Raw genomic sequence first — 15,872 nt, 5'->3', positions numbered from 1 at the left:
CGTGACGTATCAGCCATTGGAACGGGCGGACGGCCCACCGTGCGGGTCTGAGAGAATTAAGCACGTGATCTCTCGTATCGATCTGCGCGGCGACGCCCTCCCCGAGGGCCCCGCCCTGCGCGACCTGCTGCCCCGAGCCGACTTCGACGTCGCGGCCGCCCTGGAGAAGGTGCGGCCCATCTGCGAGGACGTGCATCATCGGGGCGACGCGGCGCTGATCGACTTCGCCGAGCGGTTCGACGGCGTGAAGCTGGATCGGGTACGGGTCCCGGCCGCCGCGATCGAGCGCGCGCTGGAAGAGCTGGACCCGGCCGTGCGCGCGGCCCTGGAGGAGTCCATCCGCCGCACCCGGCTCGTTCACCGCGAGCAGCGCCGCACCACCCACACCACCCAGGTCGTGCCCGGCGGCACGGTCACCGAGAAGTGGGTGCCGGTCGACCGCGTGGGGCTGTACGCGCCGGGCGGCCGGGCCGTCTACCCGTCCTCCGTGATCATGAACGTGGTGCCCGCCCAGGAGGCCGGCGTCCCGTCCCTCGCGCTCGCCTCACCGGCCCAGGCCGACTTCGGCGGCCTGCCGCACCCGACGATCCTCGCCGCCTGCGCCCTGCTCGGCGTCGACGAGGTCTACGCGGCCGGCGGCGCCACCGCCGTCGCGATGTTCGCTTACGGCACCGAGTCCTGCCCGCCGGCGAACATGGTCACCGGCCCCGGAAACATCTGGGTCGCCGCCGCCAAGCGCTACTTCACCGGCATGATCGGCATCGACGCCGAGGCCGGCCCGACCGAGATCGCGATCCTCGCCGACTCCACCGCCGACCCGGTGCACGTCGCCTCCGACCTGATCAGCCAGGCCGAGCACGACCCGCTGGCCGCCGCCGTCCTCGTCACCGACTCCGCGGAGCTCGCGGACGCGGTGGAGAAGGAGCTGGAGCCGCAGGTCAAGGCCAGCAAGCACATCGACGAGCGGATCGTCCCGGCCCTGTCCGGCCGCCAGTCCGCGATCGTCCTGGTCGACGGTCCCGACGAGGGCCTGCGGATCGTCGACGCCTACGGGGCCGAGCACCTGGAGATCCAGACCGCCGACGCCGCGGCGCTCGCCGACCGGGTGCGCAACGCGGGCGCGATCTTCGTCGGCCCCTGGTCCCCGGTCTCCCTCGGCGACTACGCGGCCGGCTCCAACCACGTGCTGCCCACCGGCGGCTGCGCCTGCCACTCCTCGGGCCTGTCCGTCCAGTCCTTCCTGCGCGGCATCCACATCGTCGACTACACGAAGGACGCGCTGGCCGAGGTCGCGCACCACGTGGTCACGCTGGCGGAGGCGGAGGACCTGCCCGCGCACGGCGCGGCGATCAAGGCCAGGTTCGGGTGGAAGGTGCCTGAGAACAAGTGAGCTTCGGAATCGACGATCTTCCCGTGCGGGACGAGCTGCGGGGCAAGTCCCCCTACGGCGCTCCCCAGTTGGACGTCCCCGTACGGCTGAACACCAACGAGAACCCCTACCCGCTGCCCGAGCCGCTGGTCGAGCGGATCGCCGAGCGGGTCCGCGAGGCCGCCCGGCACCTCAACCGCTACCCCGACCGGGACGCGGTCGAACTGCGCACCGAACTGGCCGCATACCTGACGAAGACGGCCGGACACCCGGTCGCCGTCGAGAACGTGTGGGCCGCCAACGGCTCCAACGAGGTCATCCAGCAGCTGCTGCAGACCTTCGGCGGACCCGGTCGCACCGCCATCGGCTTCGAACCGTCGTACTCGATGCACGGCCTCATCGCGCGCGGCACCGGCACCGGCTGGATCTCCGGGCCCCGCAACGGGGACTTCACCATCGACCTCGCCGCCGCCGAGAAGGCGATAGCCGAGCACCGGCCCGACGTCGTCTTCGTCACCACCCCCAACAACCCCACCGGCAACGCGGTCCCCCCGGAGACGGTCCTCGCGCTGTACGAGGCCGCCCAGGCGGCCAAGCCGTCGATGGTGGTCGTCGACGAGGCGTACATCGAGTTCAGTCACGGCGACTCGCTGCTCCGGCTGCTCGACGGACGCCCGAACCTCGTCGTCTCCCGCACCATGTCGAAGGCGTTCGGCGCGGCGGGCCTGCGCCTCGGCTACCTCGCCGCGCACCCGGCGGTCGTCGACGCCGTCCAGCTGGTCCGGCTGCCGTACCACCTCTCAGCGATCACCCAGGCGACCGCGCTGGCCGCCCTGGAGCACACCGACACACTGCTCGGCTACGTCGAGCAGCTCAAGGCCGAGCGCGACCGGCTCGTCGCCGAACTGCGCGCCCTCGGCTACGAGGTGACCGATTCCGACGCGAACTTCGTCCAGTTCGGACGGTTCGCCGACTCCCACGCCACCTGGCGGAAGATCCTCGACCGGGGCGTCCTGGTCCGGGACAACGGCGTACCGGGATGGCTGCGGGTCACCGCGGGCACCCCGGCCGAGAACGACGCGTTCCTCGACGCGGTACGTGATCTCAAGAAGGAACAGGAGCAGAGCGCATGAGCCGCGTAGGACGCGTGGAACGCACCACCAAGGAAACCTCCGTCCTCGTCGAGATCGACCTCGACGGCACCGGAAAGACCGAGATCTCCACCGGGGTCGGCTTCTACGACCACATGCTCGACCAGCTCGGCCGGCACGGTCTGTTCGACCTGACCGTGAAGACCGAGGGCGACCTGCACATCGACTCCCACCACACCATCGAGGACACCGCCCTCGCGCTCGGCGCCGCCTTCAAGCAGGCGCTCGGCGACAAGGTGGGCATCTACCGCTTCGGCAACTGCACGGTCCCGCTGGACGAGTCCCTCGCCCAGGTCACCGTCGACCTCTCCGGCCGCCCCTACCTCGTGCACACCGAGCCCGAGAAGATGGCGCCGATGATCGGCGAGTACGACGTGACGATGACCCGGCACATCCTGGAGTCCTTCGTCGCCCAGGCCCAGATCGCGCTGCACGTGCACGTGCCCTACGGGCGCAACGCGCACCACATCGTGGAGTGCCAGTTCAAGGCCCTCGCCCGCGCCCTGCGCTACGCCTCCGAGCGCGACCCCCGCGCGGCCGGCATCCTGCCCTCCACGAAGGGCGCGCTGTAAGCCATGAACGGCCTGTCCACCGTCCTGATCGTCGTCGGCCTGTTCTTCGTCGGCGGGATCATCTCCTTCGCCAAGCAGAAGATGCCCACGAGCCTCATCGTGCTGCTCTCCATCGGCGCCGCGATGTGCCTCGTCACGGGTCTTCTGCGACTGGAGGTGTGAACCCTTGAGCACTACCAAGAAGGTCGTGGTCTTCGACTACGGCTTCGGCAACGTCCGTTCCGCCGAGCGCGCCCTCGCCCGCGCGGGAGCCGACGTCGAGATCACCCGCGACTTCGACAAGGCCATGAACGCCGACGGGCTGCTGGTCCCCGGCGTCGGCGCCTTCGCCGCCTGCATGAAGGGCCTCAAGGAGGCGCGCGGCGACTGGATCGTCGACCGCAGGCTCTCCGGCGGGCGCCCGGTGATGGGCATCTGCGTCGGCATGCAGATCCTCTTCGCGCGGGGCATCGAGCACGGCGTGGAGAGCGAGGGCCTCGACGAGTGGCCCGGCTCCGTCGAGCCGCTCCAGGCCGACATAGTGCCCCACATGGGCTGGAACACCGTGGACGCCCCGGCCGGCTCCGAGCTGTTCGCCGGCCTCGACACGGACGCCCGCTTCTACTTCGTGCACTCCTACGCCGTCCACGACTGGACCCTCGAGACGACCAACCCGGCGATGCGCCCCCCGCTGGTCACCTGGTCCACCCACGGCGAGCCGTTCGTGGCCGCCGTGGAGAACGGCGCCCTGTGGGCCACCCAGTTCCACCCCGAGAAGTCCGGCGACGCCGGTGCCCAGCTCCTCACCAACTGGATCGGAACCCTGTAGAGACATGGCCAAGCTCGAACTCCTCCCCGCCGTCGACGTCCGCGACGGCCAGGCCGTCCGCCTGGTGCACGGCGAGTCCGGGACGGAAACGTCGTACGGCTCCCCCCTGGAGGCCGCCCTCGCCTGGCAGCGCTCGGGCGCCGAGTGGCTGCACCTGGTCGACCTGGACGCCGCGTTCGGCACCGGCGACAACCGCGCGCTGATCGCCGAGGTCGCCGGGGCGATGGACATCAAGGTGGAGCTGTCCGGAGGCATCCGCGACGACGACACCCTCGCCGCCGCCCTCGCCACCGGCTGCACCCGCGTCAACCTCGGCACCGCCGCCCTGGAGACCCCCGAATGGGTCGCCGGGATCATCGCCGAGCACGGCGACAAGATCGCCGTCGGTCTCGACGTACGAGGCACCACCCTGCGCGGCCGCGGCTGGACCCGCGACGGCGGCGACCTCTACGAGACGCTGGAGCGCCTCGACAAGGAGGGCTGCGCCCGCTACGTCGTCACCGACATCGCCAAGGACGGCACCCTCCAGGGCCCCAACCTGGAACTGCTGAAGAACGTCTGCGCCGCCACCGACCGCCCCGTGGTCGCCTCCGGGGGCGTCTCCTCCCTGGACGACCTGCGCGCCATCGCCGGCCTCGTCCCGCTCGGTGTCGAGGGCGCCATCGTGGGGAAGGCCCTGTACGCCAAGGCGTTCACCCTGGAAGAGGCCCTGGAGGCTGTGTCCTCATGACGATCGATGCCGTACGGCGCGTGCAGGGCACGAATCCCTGGGAGGAGACCCTCGGCTTCGCACGTGCCGTGGCGGCGGGCGACCGCGTCCTGGTGGCGGGCACGACCGCGTTCCGGGGCGATGTGCTGTACGGGGAGGGCGACCCGTACGAGCAGGCCAAGGTGGCCTTCACCAGCGCGCTGGAGGCGATCGGCGAGTTCGGGCTCGGCGTCGAGTCCGTGATCCGCACGCGCCTCCACCTCGCCCACGCGCGGGACGTCGACGCGGCCGGACGCGCCCACAAGGAGCTGTTCGACGCGGTGCGCCCGGTCACCACCCTGCTGGTGGTCGAGGGCTTCGTCGACTCGCGCGTCCTGGTCTCAGTGGAACTCGAAGCATTCAGAGGAGCCGTGACTTCATGACCCTGGCGGTCCGAGTCATCCCCTGCCTGGACGTGGACAACGGCCGGGTCGTCAAGGGCGTCAACTTCCAGAACCTGCGCGACGCGGGCGACCCCGTCGAGATGGCCAAGGTGTACGACGCCGAGGGCGCCGACGAGCTGACGTTCCTGGACATCACCGCCTCGTCGGGCAACCGCGAGACGACCTACGACGTGGTGCGCCGCACCGCCGAGCAGGTGTTCATCCCGCTCACCGTGGGCGGCGGCGTCCGCACCACCGAGGACGTGGACAAGCTGCTCCGCGCGGGCGCCGACAAGGTGGGCGTCAACACGGCGGCCATCGCCCGGCCCGACCTCATCCGCGAGATCGCGGAACGCTTCGGCCGGCAGGTGCTCGTCCTCTCGGTCGACGCCCGGCGCACCGACTCCGGCTCCTTCGAGGTCACCACGCACGGTGGCCGTCGCGGCACCGGCATCGACGCCGTGGAGTGGGCGCACCGGGCCGCCGAGCTGGGCGCCGGCGAGATCCTGCTCAACTCCATGGACGCCGACGGCACCAAGGACGGCTACGACCTGGAGATGATCGCCGCCGTCCGCAAGCACGTCACCGTCCCGGTGATCGCCTCCGGGGGCGCCGGCAAGCTCGCCGACTTCCCGCCGGCGGTCGCGGCGGGCGCGGACGCGGTGCTGGCCGCCTCCGTCTTCCACTTCGGCGACCTGCGCATCGGCCAGGTCAAGGAGACGCTGCGGGGAGCCGGTCACCCGGTGCGGTGAGGCTCAGCCGGTCGGCTGGGCCAGCTGGATGAGATTGCCGACCGTGTCGTCCAGGACGGCGGCGATCACCGGACCCTGCTCCTGAGGGTCCTGGACGAAGTGGACACCCTCCCCGCGGAGCCGTTCGAACTCCGCGCGGAGGTCGTCCACGGAGAACACGATCGCGGGCAGCCCCGCCTCGCGCACCGCCCTGCGGTACGGCTCCGCTATGGGCCCCTGGCCCGGCTCCAGCAGCAGCTCCAGGTCCCGCTGGGCGCCGTCCTTCGCGCCCACGGTGACGAACAGCGTGCCGCCGCCCAGATCCATGTGGGTACGGGTCTCGAAGCCGAGGACATCGGTGTAGAAGGCGTGCGCCTTCGCCACGTCGTCGACGTACACACTGGTCATGGCCACTTTGATCACGAGCTGCGCCTTTCGGGTGCGGATCAGATGCCGAGCTGTTTGGTCTCGCGCAGCTTCGTGATCGCGTCCTCGTCGCCGTCCAGCCCGACCTTGGCGGCGCTCTGCCGGCCGTAGGCGAACAGCACCAGCTCGGACGGCTCCCCGGTCACCGTGACCACCGGGGTGCCGCGATGCGCCACCACCGTCTGGCCGTCCGGACGGCGCAGCACCAGACCCGTCGGCACCCCGCGGCCCATCAACCGCGCGGAGCGCTCCAGACGCGACCACAGGGCGTCCTGGAACACCGGGTCGAGCTCGCGCGGCGTCCAGTCGGGCTGGGCGCGGCGCACGTCCTCCGTGTGGACGTAGAACTCGACGATGTTCGACAGCTCGTCGATCTGCTTGAGCGAGAAGGGTGAGAAGCGCGGCGGACCCGTCCGGATGAGCTGGATCAGCTCCTCGTACGGCTTGTCGGTGAACTCCGCCGTCACCCGCTCCAGACGCGCCGCCAGCTGCTTGACCAGCATGCCGCCGGCCGCGTCGGGGCGGCGCTCGCGCACCACCACGTGGGCGGCGAGGTCCCGGGCCGTCCAGCCCTCGCAGAGGGTGGGGGCCTCCGGGCCCGTGGTCTCCAGCAGATCGGCCAGGAGAAGTCGTTCACGCTTGGCATGGGTCGACATGCATGCCAGCCTACGGCCGGGCGGGAAGTCCGCCCAGTGGACATCGTCAAGGCCCGGTGACCGGGGCGCGGCACAATGGTCGACATGACCAGCAGCACGTCCCGGCCCAGCCGCCTCGACCCGGAGATCGCCGCGCGGCTCAAGCGCAGCCCCGACGGCCTCCTGCCCGCCATCGCCCAGCAGTACGACACCGGAGAGGTGCTGATGCTGGGCTGGATGGACGACGAGGCACTGCACCGCACGCTCACCACCGGCCGCTGCACCTACTGGTCGCGCAGCCGTCAGGAGTACTGGGTCAAGGGCGACACCTCCGGCCACTTCCAGTGGGTCAAGTCGGTCGCCCTGGACTGCGACGCGGACACCGTGCTGGTCAAGGTCGACCAGGTGGGCGCCGCCTGCCACACCGGCGCCCGCACCTGCTTCGACGCCGACGTCCTGCCGGCGGACGTCCCCGCCGCGGATCAGTAAGGTCTGCCGCCATGGACCTCGAGACGTTCCGCAAGCTCGCCACCGACCGCCGGGTCATCCCGGTCACCCGCAAGCTCCTCGCCGACGGCGACACCCCGGTCGCGCTCTACCGCAAGCTCGCCGCCGAGCGCCCGGGCACGTTCCTGCTGGAGTCGGCGGAGAACGGCCGCTCCTGGTCCCGCTACTCCTTCGTCGGCGTCCGCAGCGCCGCCACCCTCACCGAGCGCGCCGGACAGGCGCACTGGGAGGGGGCCCCGCCCGTCGGCGTCCCCGTGGACGGCGATCCGCTCGCCGCGCTGCGCACGACCCTCCAGACCCTGCACACCCCGCGCGACCTCGCCCACGACCTGGGCCTGCCGCCCTTCACCGGCGGCATGGTCGGCTACCTCGGCTACGACATCGTGCGCCGCCTGGAGAAGGTCGGCCCCGGCGAGCGGGACGACCTGAGGCTGCCCGAGCTGACCATGCTGCTCACCAGCGACCTCGCCGTCATGGACCACTGGGAGGGCGCCGTCTGGCTGATCGCCAACGCGATCAACCACAACGACCTGGAGACCGGCGTCGACGAGGCGTACGCCGACGCCGTGGCCCGGCTCGACGCCATGGAGGCCGACCTCGCCCGCGCGGTGGCCCAGCCGCCCGCCGTGCTGCCGCCCTCCGAGCTGCCCGAGTACACCGCGCGGTGGGGCGGCCCCGACTTCCGGCAGGCCGTGGAGGACATCAAGGAACGCATCCGCGCGGGGGAGGCCTTCCAGGTCGTCCCCTCCCAGCGGTTCGAGACGCCGTGCACGGCGAGCGCCCTCGACGTCTACCGGGTGCTGCGGGCCACCAACCCGTCCCCGTACATGTACCTGTTCCGCTTCGACGGCTTCGACGTGGTCGGCTCGTCCCCCGAGGCGCTGGTGAAGGTCGAGGACGGGCACGCCATGGTCCACCCCATCGCCGGCACCCGGCACCGCGGCGCCACCCCGCAGGAGGACCAGGCCCTCGGCGACGAACTGCTCGCCGACCCCAAGGAGCGCGCGGAGCACCTGATGCTCGTCGACCTCGGGCGCAACGACCTCGGACGGGTCTGCGAACCCGGCTCCGTCGAGGTCGTCGACTTCATGTCCGTCGAGCGGTACTCGCACGTCATGCACATCGTCTCGACGGTCACCGGCCGGGTCGGCGCCGGCCGCACCGCGTTCGACGTGCTCACCGCCTGCTTCCCGGCCGGCACGCTCTCCGGGGCGCCCAAGCCCCGCGCGCTGCAGATCATCGACGAACTCGAACCGTCCCGGCGCGGGCTGTACGGCGGCTGCGTCGGCTACCTCGACTTCGCGGGCGACTCCGACACCGCGATCGCGATCCGTACCGCCCTGCTGCGGGACGGCACCGCGTACGTGCAGGCCGGAGCGGGGATCGTGGCCGACTCCGACCCGGTCGCGGAGGACACCGAGTGCCGTAACAAGGCGGCGGCGGTGCTGCGCGCGGTGCACACCGCGAACCGGCTGGGAACGGTCTGAGGGACGTCCGAGGTGAACCCCGGGTGTCGGTTCGCCCGGGGTTCAGGCGATAGTGGAGGGCGTGACTGCTGTACCTACCCCCCGTTCCGAGGCCGCCGGTTCCGCCCGCGGTGGCCGCCTCAGCCTCGCCGTCGCCCTGCTGAGCGGCGCCCTGGGCGCGGCCGTGGCCCTGCTCGCCACCCGGCAGCAGTGGTCGGAGGGCACCGCCACGGTGGCCGGCGGCGCGTTCCCGCTGACCGCGCAGGGCAGCGACGTGACGGGCGTGCCCGCCGCCCTGGCCGTCGTGGGGCTGGCGGCGCTGGTCGCGGTGTTCGCCGTGCGCCGTGCCGGGCGCTTCGCCGTCGCGGCCCTCTTGGCGCTGTCCGGGGCGGGCACGGTGGCGGCGGCGCTGTTCGGGGCGTCGGACAGCGGGGCGCTCGACGAGAAGGCGGCGGAGGCGTCGGGTGACACGTCCGCGACCGTGGAGGCCCTGAGCCACACGGCGTGGCCGTACGTGGCCGCCGTGGGCGGTGTCCTGCTGCTGCTGGCCGGCCTGCTCGCCCTGCGCTACGGCCGCCTCTGGCCGGCCATGTCCGGCCGCTACGAACGGGGCGGCACCCCACGCCCACGCCGCAGGCCCGCCCCCGTCGACCCCGACCGCCCCGAGGACCTCTGGAAGGCCCTGGACAGGGGCGAGGACCCGACGAGCGCGTAACGCACCCCCGCTCACCCTCGGCGCGTGCGTGCGGGACAATGAGGGCGAGCGTCTGCTCAGACACGTACACAGCAACGAGGAGCAAGCAATGGCGGGCAGCAGCCACGGTCACACCCCGGCCGCCTGGACCGGTGTCATCATCGCCTTCATCGGTTTCTGCGTCGCGGGCGCGTTCATGGTGATGGACCAGCCCGCGGGCTTCTGGGCCGGCATGGGCCTCGTGATCCTCGGCGGCATCGTCGGCGCCGTCATGCGCTCGATGGGCATGGGCCAGCCGAAGAGCACCCACGCCGTACCGGCCCGCGCCGAGGGCTGAGCACTCCGCACAGGGGCGGGCCCGGCACACCGCCGGAACCGCCCCTGAGCCGCGTCCGGGGCACAATGCACAGCGTGAACGCCCCCACCCCCCAAGCGCCCCCCGGCAGAGCGGCCCGGCTGGCCGTCCCCGCGGGGCTGCTCGCCGCCGTCGCCGGGGCCTTCGCCTACGTCGGGGCCGTGGACCCCAACGAGCCCGGCCACTACCCCGCCTGCCCGCTGCTGCGCCTCACCGGCCTGTACTGCCCCGGCTGCGGCGGACTGCGCAGCGCGCACGCCGTCGTCCACGGAGACCTCCCGGCCGCCCTCCAGGCCAACGCGCCCGCCGTCCTCGGCTACGCCGTCTGCGCCGTGCTGTGGACCGTCTGGGTGATCCGCGCGGCGCGCGGCGGGCCGCCGCGGCGGATCGATCCGCCGCCGGTGCTCCTGTGGTCCCTGGGAGCACTGCTCGTGGTGTTCACGGTTGTCCGGAACCTGCCGTTCGGTGGCTGGCTGCATCCTTGATCAACAGGCGAAAGCCCAGGATGGGGGCACCTCCCGCCCGAGCCGTGCGAAGCCGGTCCGAGGGTGGGGGAGGGAACGGCGTCAACCTGGATGCGAGGCATCCGCCCTGCTGCGGATACCATCGCAGTGACCAGTGAAGACCGACCGTCAGGAAGGGGGCCGCTCGCGTGAGTGTGCTCGACGAGATCATCGACGGAGTCCGTGCCGACCTCGCGGAGCGGCAGGCGCGCGTCAGCCTCGACGAGCTCAAGGAGCGTGCGGCGAAGGCTCCCGCGGCCAAGGACGGCGCGGCCGCCCTGCGCGGCGACGGTGTCAAGGTGATCTGCGAGGTCAAGCGCTCCAGCCCGTCCAAGGGCGCGCTGGCCGCGATCGCCGACCCGGCGGGACTCGCCGCCGACTACGAGGCGGGCGGCGCCGCCGTCATCTCCGTCCTCACCGAACAGCGCCGTTTCGGCGGCTCGCTGGCCGACCTGGAGGCCGTCCGCGCGCGCGTGGACATCCCCGTCCTGCGCAAGGACTTCATCGTCACGTCGTACCAGCTCTGGGAGGCCCGCGCGTACGGCGCCGACCTCGCCCTGCTGATCGTCGCGGCCCTCGACCAGCCGGCCCTGGAGTCGCTGATCGAGCGCGCCGTGTCCATCGGCCTCACCCCGCTCGTCGAGGTGCACGACGAGGACGAGGTCGAGCGCGCGGTCGACGCGGGCGCCAAGGTCATCGGCGTCAACGCGCGCAACCTGAAGACGCTGAAGGTCGACCGCGGCACGTTCGAGCGGGTCGCCCCGGAGATTCCCGCGCACATCGTCAAGGTCGCCGAGTCCGGCGTCCGCGGCCCGCACGACCTCATCGCCTACGCCAACGCCGGCGCCGACGCCGTCCTGGTGGGCGAGTCCCTGGTCACCGGCAAGGACCCCAGGACGGCTGTCTCCGACCTGGTGGCAGCGGGCGAACACCCGGCCCTGCGCCACGGCCGCGGCTGATCCACCGGTAGGCTGACCCCGATGACACCCGCACTCCCTCTGGCCCCCCGGGACCCGTACGCCCGCCTCGCGCGCGGCTGTCGGCCCCGGGGCTGCCGCGCGCCCGCGCGCAGGGTGCACGGCCGCCGGGTGCGGTACGTCATCGGCGACGAACCCGGGCAGGTCAACGGCATGCGATGGCACCAGCCGACCTAGGGGCGCGGGGCTGTACTGAATATGCGACTCCGTCGCGTGAGCGCGACCAGCCACACACGGCCTGAAGCCGGCCGACGACCCCCGCTCCACGGCGAAACGTGCCCGACACACACTCACCGTGAGGTACACGCATGTCCAGCACCTTCTTCATCCCCGACCCGGAGGGTCGCACCCCGAGCCCCGAAGGCTACTTCGGCGCCTTCGGCGGCAAGTTCATCCCGGAGGCCCTCGTCGCCGCGGTCGACGAGGTCGCCGTCGAGTACGACAAGGCCAAGCACGACCCCGAGTTCGCCCGGGAACTCGACGACCTGCTCGTCAACTACACCGGCCGCCCGAGCGCGCTCACCGAGGTCCCCCGTTTCGCGGAGCACGCCGGCGGAGCAAGGATCTTCCTCAAGCGCGAGGACCTGAACCACACCGGCTCGCACAAGATCAACAACGTGCTCGGCCAGGCCCTCCTCACCAGGCGCATGGGCAAGACCCGCGTCATCGCCGAGACCGGCGCGGGGCAGCACGGCGTGGCCACCGCCACCGCCTGCGCCCTCTTCGGCCTCGACTGCACGATCTACATGGGCGAGATCGACACGCAGCGCCAGGCCCTCAACGTGGCCCGGATGCGTATGCTCGGCGCCGAGGTCATCGCCGTGAAGTCCGGCAGCCGCACCCTGAAGGACGCCATCAACGAGGCGTTCCGCGACTGGGTCGCCAACGTCGACCGCACGCACTACCTCTTCGGCACCGTCGCGGGACCGCACCCCTTCCCGGCGATGGTGCGCGACTTCCACCGCGTCATCGGCGTCGAGGCCCGCCGTCAGCTCCTGGAGCGCGCCGGACGCCTGCCCGACGCCGCGATCGCCTGTGTCGGCGGCGGCTCCAACGCCATCGGACTCTTCCACGCCTTCATCCCGGACACCGGCGTACGCCTCATCGGCTGCGAGCCCGCCGGACACGGCATCGAGAGCGGCGAGCACGCGGCCACCCTCACCGCGGGCGAGCCCGGCATCCTGCACGGTTCCCGGTCGTACGTCCTCCAGGACGACGAGGGCCAGATCACCGAGCCGTACTCGATCTCGGCCGGCCTGGACTACCCGGGCATCGGCCCGGAGCACTCCTACCTCAAGGACAGCGGCCGCGGCGAGTACCGCGCGGTGACCGACGACGCCGCCATGCAGGCCCTGCGCCTGCTGTCGCGCACCGAGGGCATCATCCCGGCCATCGAGAGCGCCCACGCCCTCGCCGGCGCCCTGGAGGTCGGCAAGGAGCTGGGCAAGGACGCGCTGATCGTCGTCAACCTGTCCGGGCGCGGCGACAAGGACATGGACACCGCCGCCCGCTACTTCGGGCTGTACGACACCGACGCCGAGGTCGCCGCCGACGAGGCCGGCACCGCCGAGATCGAGGGGGACGCCAAGTGAGCGGGAACGTGCGGCTGCTGAACGACACCCTCGCCGCGGCGAAGGCCGAGGGCCGCTCCGCCCTCATCGCCTACCTCCCGGCCGGGTTCCCGACCGTGGACGGCGGCATCGAGGCCGTCAAGGCCGCCCTGGACGGCGGCGCCGACGTCGTGGAGGTGGGTCTGCCGCACAGCGACCCGGTCCTCGACGGCCCGGTCATCCAGACCGCCGACGACATCGCCCTGCGCGGCGGCGTGAGGATCGCCGACGTGATGCGCACGGTCCGCGAGGCCCACGCGGCCACCGGCAAGCCGATCCTCGTCATGACGTACTGGAACCCCATCGACCGCTACGGCGTCGAGCGGTTCACCGCCGAGCTGGCCGAGGCGGGCGGCGCCGGGTGCATCCTGCCCGACCTGCCCGTCCAGGAGTCGGCGCTGTGGCGGGAGCACGCGGAGAAGCACGGGCTCGCCACGGTCTTCGTGGTCGCGCCCAGCAGCAAGGACGAGCGGCTCGCCGAGATCACCGCGGTCGGCAGCGGCTTCGTCTACGCCGCCTCCCTGATGGGTGTCACCGGCACCCGTGAGTCGGTCGGCGCGCAGGCCGAGGACCTGGTGCGGCGCACCCGCGCCACCACCGGTATCCCGGTCTGTGTCGGACTCGGCGTCTCCAACCCCGCCCAGGCCGCCGAGGTCGCCCGCTTCGCCGACGGCGTGATCGTCGGCTCGGCCTTCGTCAAGCGGATGCTGGACGCCCCCGACGCCGCCGCCGGCGTCGAGGCCGTCCGGGCGCTCGCCGGTGACCTGGCCAAGGGCGTACGCCGACAGGCGTAACCGGCCGAGGTATCCGCAGGTAGTCATACGGGTCCCTCGTACGGGTGGTCCTGGGACCGGGGAGGCGCTGTGCGCCTCCCCGGTTCGTTCTGCGGGTGTGAGCGAGAAGAACCGTGAGGGAAAGCGCACCGCCCGGGAGCGGATGGCGGACGAGCGCGAGAAGCAGAAGAAGACGGAGAAGCGACGCCGGGCCCTGATCGTGGGCGCGAGCGTGCTCTGTGTCCTGGGGCTCGCGGCGGTGATCGGTGTCATCGCCGCCAATTCGGGCGGGGACGACGAGAGCGAGGCGTCCGGCCCCGTCGTGGCGCCCTCCGGGGCCCTGGGCAAGGACGGCCTCGCCATCCCGGTCGGCGAGGAGAGCGCCAAGGCCACCCTCACGGTGTGGGAGGACTTCCGCTGCCCGGCCTGCAAGGTCTTCGAGCAGAACTACCGCCCCACCATCCACGAGCTGACCGGATCCGGTCAGCTGAAGGTGGAGTACCACCTGGTCACACTGATCGACAACGGCCTGGGCGGCACCGGCTCCCGCAACGCGGCCAACGCCGCCGCCTGCGCCCAGGACGCCGGGAAGTTCGCCGCGTACCACGACGTGCTGTTCGAGAACCAGCCGCCGGAGAGCGACGACGCCTTCGCCGACAACGGCAAGCTGATCGAGCTGGCCGGCAAGGTCGACGGACTCGACACCCCCGCCTTCCGCTCCTGCGTCGAGGACGGCACGCACAACAGCTGGGTCGCCAAGTCCCACGAGGCGTTCCGGAAGGGCGGCTTCAGCGGCACGCCGACGGTGCTGTACGAGGGCAAGGACATCAACCAGGACCGCTCGATGACCCCCGAGAAGTTCAAGCGGATGGTCGAGGAGGCCAACAAGGGACAGTGACGCCCCGGACCGATCGTCCGACGGTCCTGTTATGGAGCCGTAGCCGGGCTGCCCGCCGTGCGGCCGGTCCGGCACGGTAGCGTCGACCCTGCCATGGAACTTGCCTACATTCCCAGCCCGTCGAGCGGGGTGCTGTATCTCGGCCCCGTTCCGCTGCGCGGCTACGCGTTCTGCATCATCATCGGCGTCTTCGTTGCCGTCTGGCTCGGCAACAAGCGCTGGATCGCCCGGGGCGGGCGGGCCGGCACGGTGGCCGACATCGCCGTCTGGGCCGTGCCCTTCGGCCTGATCGGCGGCCGGCTCTACCACGTGATCACGGACTACCAGCTGTATTTCAGCGAGGGCCGTGACTGGGTGGACGCCTTCAAGATCTGGGAGGGCGGCCTCGGCATCTGGGGCGCGATCGCCTTCGGCGCGCTGGGCGCGTGGATCGGCTGCCGGCGCCGTGGCATCCCGCTGCCCGCCTACGCCGACGCCATCGCGCCGGGCATCGCCTTCGCCCAGGCGATCGGACGCTGGGGCAACTGGTTCAACCAGGAGCTGTACGGGCGGGCCACGGATCTGCCGTGGGCGGTGGAGATCACGTCCTCCTCCGACGGCCGGGTCGCGGGGACGTACCACCCGACGTTCCTGTACGAGTCGCTGTGGTGCGTCGGGGTGGCGCTGCTGGTGATCTGGGCGGACCGGCGGTTCAAGCTCGGGCACGGGCGGGCGTTCGCGCTGTACGTCGCGGCGTACTGCGCGGGGCGGTTCTGGATCGAGTACATGCGGGTCGACGAGGCGCATCACATTCTCGGGCTGCGGCTGAACAACTGGACGGCGGTCCTGGTGTTCCTGCTGGCGGTGCTGTACATCGTGCTGTCGGCGCGGAAGCGGCCGGGGCGGGAGGACGTGGTGGAGCCGGGAGTCTCCGACGGTGAGGCTGCCTCCGATGGTGAGGCTGACGAGGTCGAGGCCGTGGAGAAGGACGAGGAGGGTGCTCCTTCCGAGAAGGAGGAGTCCTCCGAGGCCGAGGACTCCAAGGATGGGGCCGGGTCGGCGAAGAAGAGCTGACGGTCTGCCGTACGACACCGAGGGCGCCCGGGGTTTTCCGGGCGCCCTCGGCCTGTGCGGGGCGGGAGGTGTTGCGCAGCCCGGCGTTCGCGGGGTGCCGTCGCGCCCACCCGTGCCGCCCCAGCGGCACGATTGCCCGCGGCAACGGCGGCGGGCGGCTGTTCGCGGGAATGGCGGCGGGTGGTTGTTCGCGGGAGCGGTGGGGCGGCGGCG

At 71.9% G+C, this 15,872-nt stretch carries 21 protein-coding genes; 19 read left to right on the top strand and 2 right to left on the bottom strand.

What is annotated here, in order from left to right; all coding sequences use genetic code 11:
- Positions 1–64: 64 nt before the first annotated feature.
- From hisD to hisF, 8 genes are read left to right on the top strand one after another with little or no spacing between them, the layout of a single operon-like run.
- Positions 65–1,390 carry a histidinol dehydrogenase gene (gene hisD / locus ACIA6T_RS02365; RefSeq protein ID WP_399444671.1) on the top strand — a complete coding sequence of 442 codons (1,326 nt, stop codon included), beginning with the start codon at positions 65–67 and terminating at the stop codon, positions 1,388–1,390.
- On the top strand, positions 1,387–2,502 hold the full coding sequence (locus ACIA6T_RS02360) for a histidinol-phosphate transaminase (RefSeq protein ID WP_399444670.1): 1,116 nt from the start codon (positions 1,387–1,389) through the stop codon (positions 2,500–2,502). The genes hisD and ACIA6T_RS02360 overlap by 4 nt, the downstream gene beginning before the upstream one ends.
- On the top strand, positions 2,499–3,092 hold the full coding sequence (gene hisB / locus ACIA6T_RS02355) for an imidazoleglycerol-phosphate dehydratase HisB (RefSeq protein WP_399444669.1): 594 nt from the start codon (positions 2,499–2,501) through the stop codon (positions 3,090–3,092). The genes ACIA6T_RS02360 and hisB overlap by 4 nt, the downstream gene beginning before the upstream one ends.
- 3 nt (positions 3,093–3,095) lie before the next feature.
- Positions 3,096–3,254: a hypothetical protein gene (locus ACIA6T_RS02350; protein ID WP_399444668.1), complete on the top strand. Its 159-nt coding sequence runs from the start codon at positions 3,096–3,098 to the stop codon at positions 3,252–3,254.
- Between the two features lie 4 nt (positions 3,255–3,258).
- Complete coding sequence (hisH, locus tag ACIA6T_RS02345; RefSeq protein ID WP_399444667.1) at positions 3,259–3,900, top strand: imidazole glycerol phosphate synthase subunit HisH; 642 nt, start codon at positions 3,259–3,261, stop codon at positions 3,898–3,900.
- Positions 3,901–3,904: 4 nt separating this feature from the next.
- The gene (priA, locus tag ACIA6T_RS02340) at positions 3,905–4,630 is read left to right on the top strand and encodes a bifunctional 1-(5-phosphoribosyl)-5-((5-phosphoribosylamino)methylideneamino)imidazole-4-carboxamide isomerase/phosphoribosylanthranilate isomerase PriA (RefSeq protein WP_385054869.1); all 726 of its coding nucleotides are present in this window, start codon (positions 3,905–3,907) and stop codon (positions 4,628–4,630) included.
- Positions 4,627–5,031 (top strand): Rid family hydrolase, encoded by a 405-nt coding sequence (locus ACIA6T_RS02335; RefSeq protein ID WP_399444666.1) that lies wholly within the window; start codon positions 4,627–4,629, stop codon positions 5,029–5,031. The genes priA and ACIA6T_RS02335 overlap by 4 nt, the downstream gene beginning before the upstream one ends.
- Positions 5,028–5,783 carry an imidazole glycerol phosphate synthase subunit HisF gene (hisF, locus tag ACIA6T_RS02330; protein ID WP_399444665.1) on the top strand — a complete coding sequence of 252 codons (756 nt, stop codon included), beginning with the start codon at positions 5,028–5,030 and terminating at the stop codon, positions 5,781–5,783. Before ACIA6T_RS02335 ends, hisF begins: the two co-directional genes overlap by 4 nt.
- Before the next feature lie 3 nt (positions 5,784–5,786).
- Here hisF and ACIA6T_RS02325 read toward each other — a convergent pair whose 3' ends face one another.
- Both ACIA6T_RS02325 and ACIA6T_RS02320 read right to left on the bottom strand, forming a co-directional pair.
- On the bottom strand, positions 5,787–6,185 hold the full coding sequence (locus ACIA6T_RS02325) for a VOC family protein (RefSeq protein WP_385054876.1): 399 nt from the start codon (positions 6,183–6,185) through the stop codon (positions 5,787–5,789).
- 23 nt (positions 6,186–6,208) lie between these two features.
- Complete coding sequence (locus ACIA6T_RS02320) at positions 6,209–6,844, bottom strand: TIGR03085 family metal-binding protein (protein WP_399444664.1); 636 nt, start codon at positions 6,842–6,844, stop codon at positions 6,209–6,211.
- 75 nt (positions 6,845–6,919) lie between these two features.
- On the opposite strand from ACIA6T_RS02320, the gene hisI reads away from it, so the two are divergent.
- From hisI to lgt, 11 genes are all read left to right on the top strand, one after another.
- On the top strand, positions 6,920–7,312 hold the full coding sequence (gene hisI, locus ACIA6T_RS02315) for a phosphoribosyl-AMP cyclohydrolase (protein ID WP_399444663.1): 393 nt from the start codon (positions 6,920–6,922) through the stop codon (positions 7,310–7,312).
- Between the two features lie 11 nt (positions 7,313–7,323).
- The gene (locus ACIA6T_RS02310; RefSeq protein ID WP_399444662.1) at positions 7,324–8,817 is read left to right on the top strand and encodes an anthranilate synthase component I; all 1,494 of its coding nucleotides are present in this window, start codon (positions 7,324–7,326) and stop codon (positions 8,815–8,817) included.
- 52 nt (positions 8,818–8,869) lie between these two features.
- The gene (locus ACIA6T_RS02305) at positions 8,870–9,511 is read left to right on the top strand and encodes a TIGR02234 family membrane protein (RefSeq protein ID WP_399444661.1); all 642 of its coding nucleotides are present in this window, start codon (positions 8,870–8,872) and stop codon (positions 9,509–9,511) included.
- Positions 9,512–9,599: 88 nt separating this feature from the next.
- On the top strand, positions 9,600–9,827 hold the full coding sequence (locus ACIA6T_RS02300; RefSeq protein ID WP_399444660.1) for an HGxxPAAW family protein: 228 nt from the start codon (positions 9,600–9,602) through the stop codon (positions 9,825–9,827).
- Positions 9,828–9,892: 65 nt separating this feature from the next.
- On the top strand, positions 9,893–10,330 hold the full coding sequence (locus tag ACIA6T_RS02295) for a DUF2752 domain-containing protein (protein WP_399444659.1): 438 nt from the start codon (positions 9,893–9,895) through the stop codon (positions 10,328–10,330).
- Positions 10,331–10,497: 167 nt separating this feature from the next.
- Positions 10,498–11,307 carry an indole-3-glycerol phosphate synthase TrpC gene (trpC, locus tag ACIA6T_RS02290; protein ID WP_399444658.1) on the top strand — a complete coding sequence of 270 codons (810 nt, stop codon included), beginning with the start codon at positions 10,498–10,500 and terminating at the stop codon, positions 11,305–11,307.
- A gap of 21 nt (positions 11,308–11,328) precedes the next feature.
- A complete protein-coding gene (gene trpM / locus ACIA6T_RS02285) occupies positions 11,329–11,502 on the top strand; it encodes a tryptophan biosynthesis modulator TrpM (protein ID WP_399444657.1) in 174 nt (57 codons plus the stop codon).
- A gap of 131 nt (positions 11,503–11,633) precedes the next feature.
- The gene (gene trpB, locus ACIA6T_RS02280) at positions 11,634–12,917 is read left to right on the top strand and encodes a tryptophan synthase subunit beta (protein WP_399444656.1); all 1,284 of its coding nucleotides are present in this window, start codon (positions 11,634–11,636) and stop codon (positions 12,915–12,917) included.
- The gene (gene trpA, locus ACIA6T_RS02275) at positions 12,914–13,729 is read left to right on the top strand and encodes a tryptophan synthase subunit alpha (RefSeq protein WP_399444655.1); all 816 of its coding nucleotides are present in this window, start codon (positions 12,914–12,916) and stop codon (positions 13,727–13,729) included. The genes trpB and trpA overlap by 4 nt, the downstream gene beginning before the upstream one ends.
- Positions 13,730–13,826: 97 nt before the next feature.
- Entirely contained in the window at positions 13,827–14,606 is a 780-nt protein-coding gene (locus tag ACIA6T_RS02270) for a DsbA family protein (protein WP_399444654.1), read from the top strand.
- A 93-nt stretch (positions 14,607–14,699) separates the two neighbouring features.
- Positions 14,700–15,659 (top strand): prolipoprotein diacylglyceryl transferase, encoded by a 960-nt coding sequence (lgt, locus tag ACIA6T_RS02265; protein ID WP_399444653.1) that lies wholly within the window; start codon positions 14,700–14,702, stop codon positions 15,657–15,659.
- Positions 15,660–15,872 lie beyond the last annotated feature (213 nt).

The organism is Streptomyces sp. NPDC051740 (genome assembly GCF_044453165.1).
Taxonomy (GTDB): domain Bacteria; phylum Actinomycetota; class Actinomycetes; order Streptomycetales; family Streptomycetaceae; genus Streptomyces; species Streptomyces atrovirens.
This window is presented reverse-complemented; position numbering and strand designations above follow the sequence as displayed.

Coding starts and splice junctions, on each gene's coding strand:
- hisB (WP_399444669.1), top strand. CDS start 2,499: ATGAGCCGCGTAGGACGCGTGGAACGCACCACCAAGGAAACCTCCGTC.
- ACIA6T_RS02350 (WP_399444668.1), top strand. CDS start 3,096: ATGAACGGCCTGTCCACCGTCCTGATCGTCGTCGGCCTGTTCTTCGTC.
- priA (WP_385054869.1), top strand. CDS start 3,905: ATGGCCAAGCTCGAACTCCTCCCCGCCGTCGACGTCCGCGACGGCCAG.
- ACIA6T_RS02335 (WP_399444666.1), top strand. CDS start 4,627: ATGACGATCGATGCCGTACGGCGCGTGCAGGGCACGAATCCCTGGGAG.
- hisF (WP_399444665.1), top strand. CDS start 5,028: ATGACCCTGGCGGTCCGAGTCATCCCCTGCCTGGACGTGGACAACGGC.
- ACIA6T_RS02320 (WP_399444664.1), bottom strand. CDS start 6,844: ATGTCGACCCATGCCAAGCGTGAACGACTTCTCCTGGCCGATCTGCTG.
- hisI (WP_399444663.1), top strand. CDS start 6,920: ATGGTCGACATGACCAGCAGCACGTCCCGGCCCAGCCGCCTCGACCCG.
- ACIA6T_RS02310 (WP_399444662.1), top strand. CDS start 7,324: ATGGACCTCGAGACGTTCCGCAAGCTCGCCACCGACCGCCGGGTCATC.
- ACIA6T_RS02300 (WP_399444660.1), top strand. CDS start 9,600: ATGGCGGGCAGCAGCCACGGTCACACCCCGGCCGCCTGGACCGGTGTC.
- ACIA6T_RS02295 (WP_399444659.1), top strand. CDS start 9,893: ATGCACAGCGTGAACGCCCCCACCCCCCAAGCGCCCCCCGGCAGAGCG.
- trpM (WP_399444657.1), top strand. CDS start 11,329: ATGACACCCGCACTCCCTCTGGCCCCCCGGGACCCGTACGCCCGCCTC.
- trpB (WP_399444656.1), top strand. CDS start 11,634: ATGTCCAGCACCTTCTTCATCCCCGACCCGGAGGGTCGCACCCCGAGC.
- lgt (WP_399444653.1), top strand. CDS start 14,700: ATGGAACTTGCCTACATTCCCAGCCCGTCGAGCGGGGTGCTGTATCTC.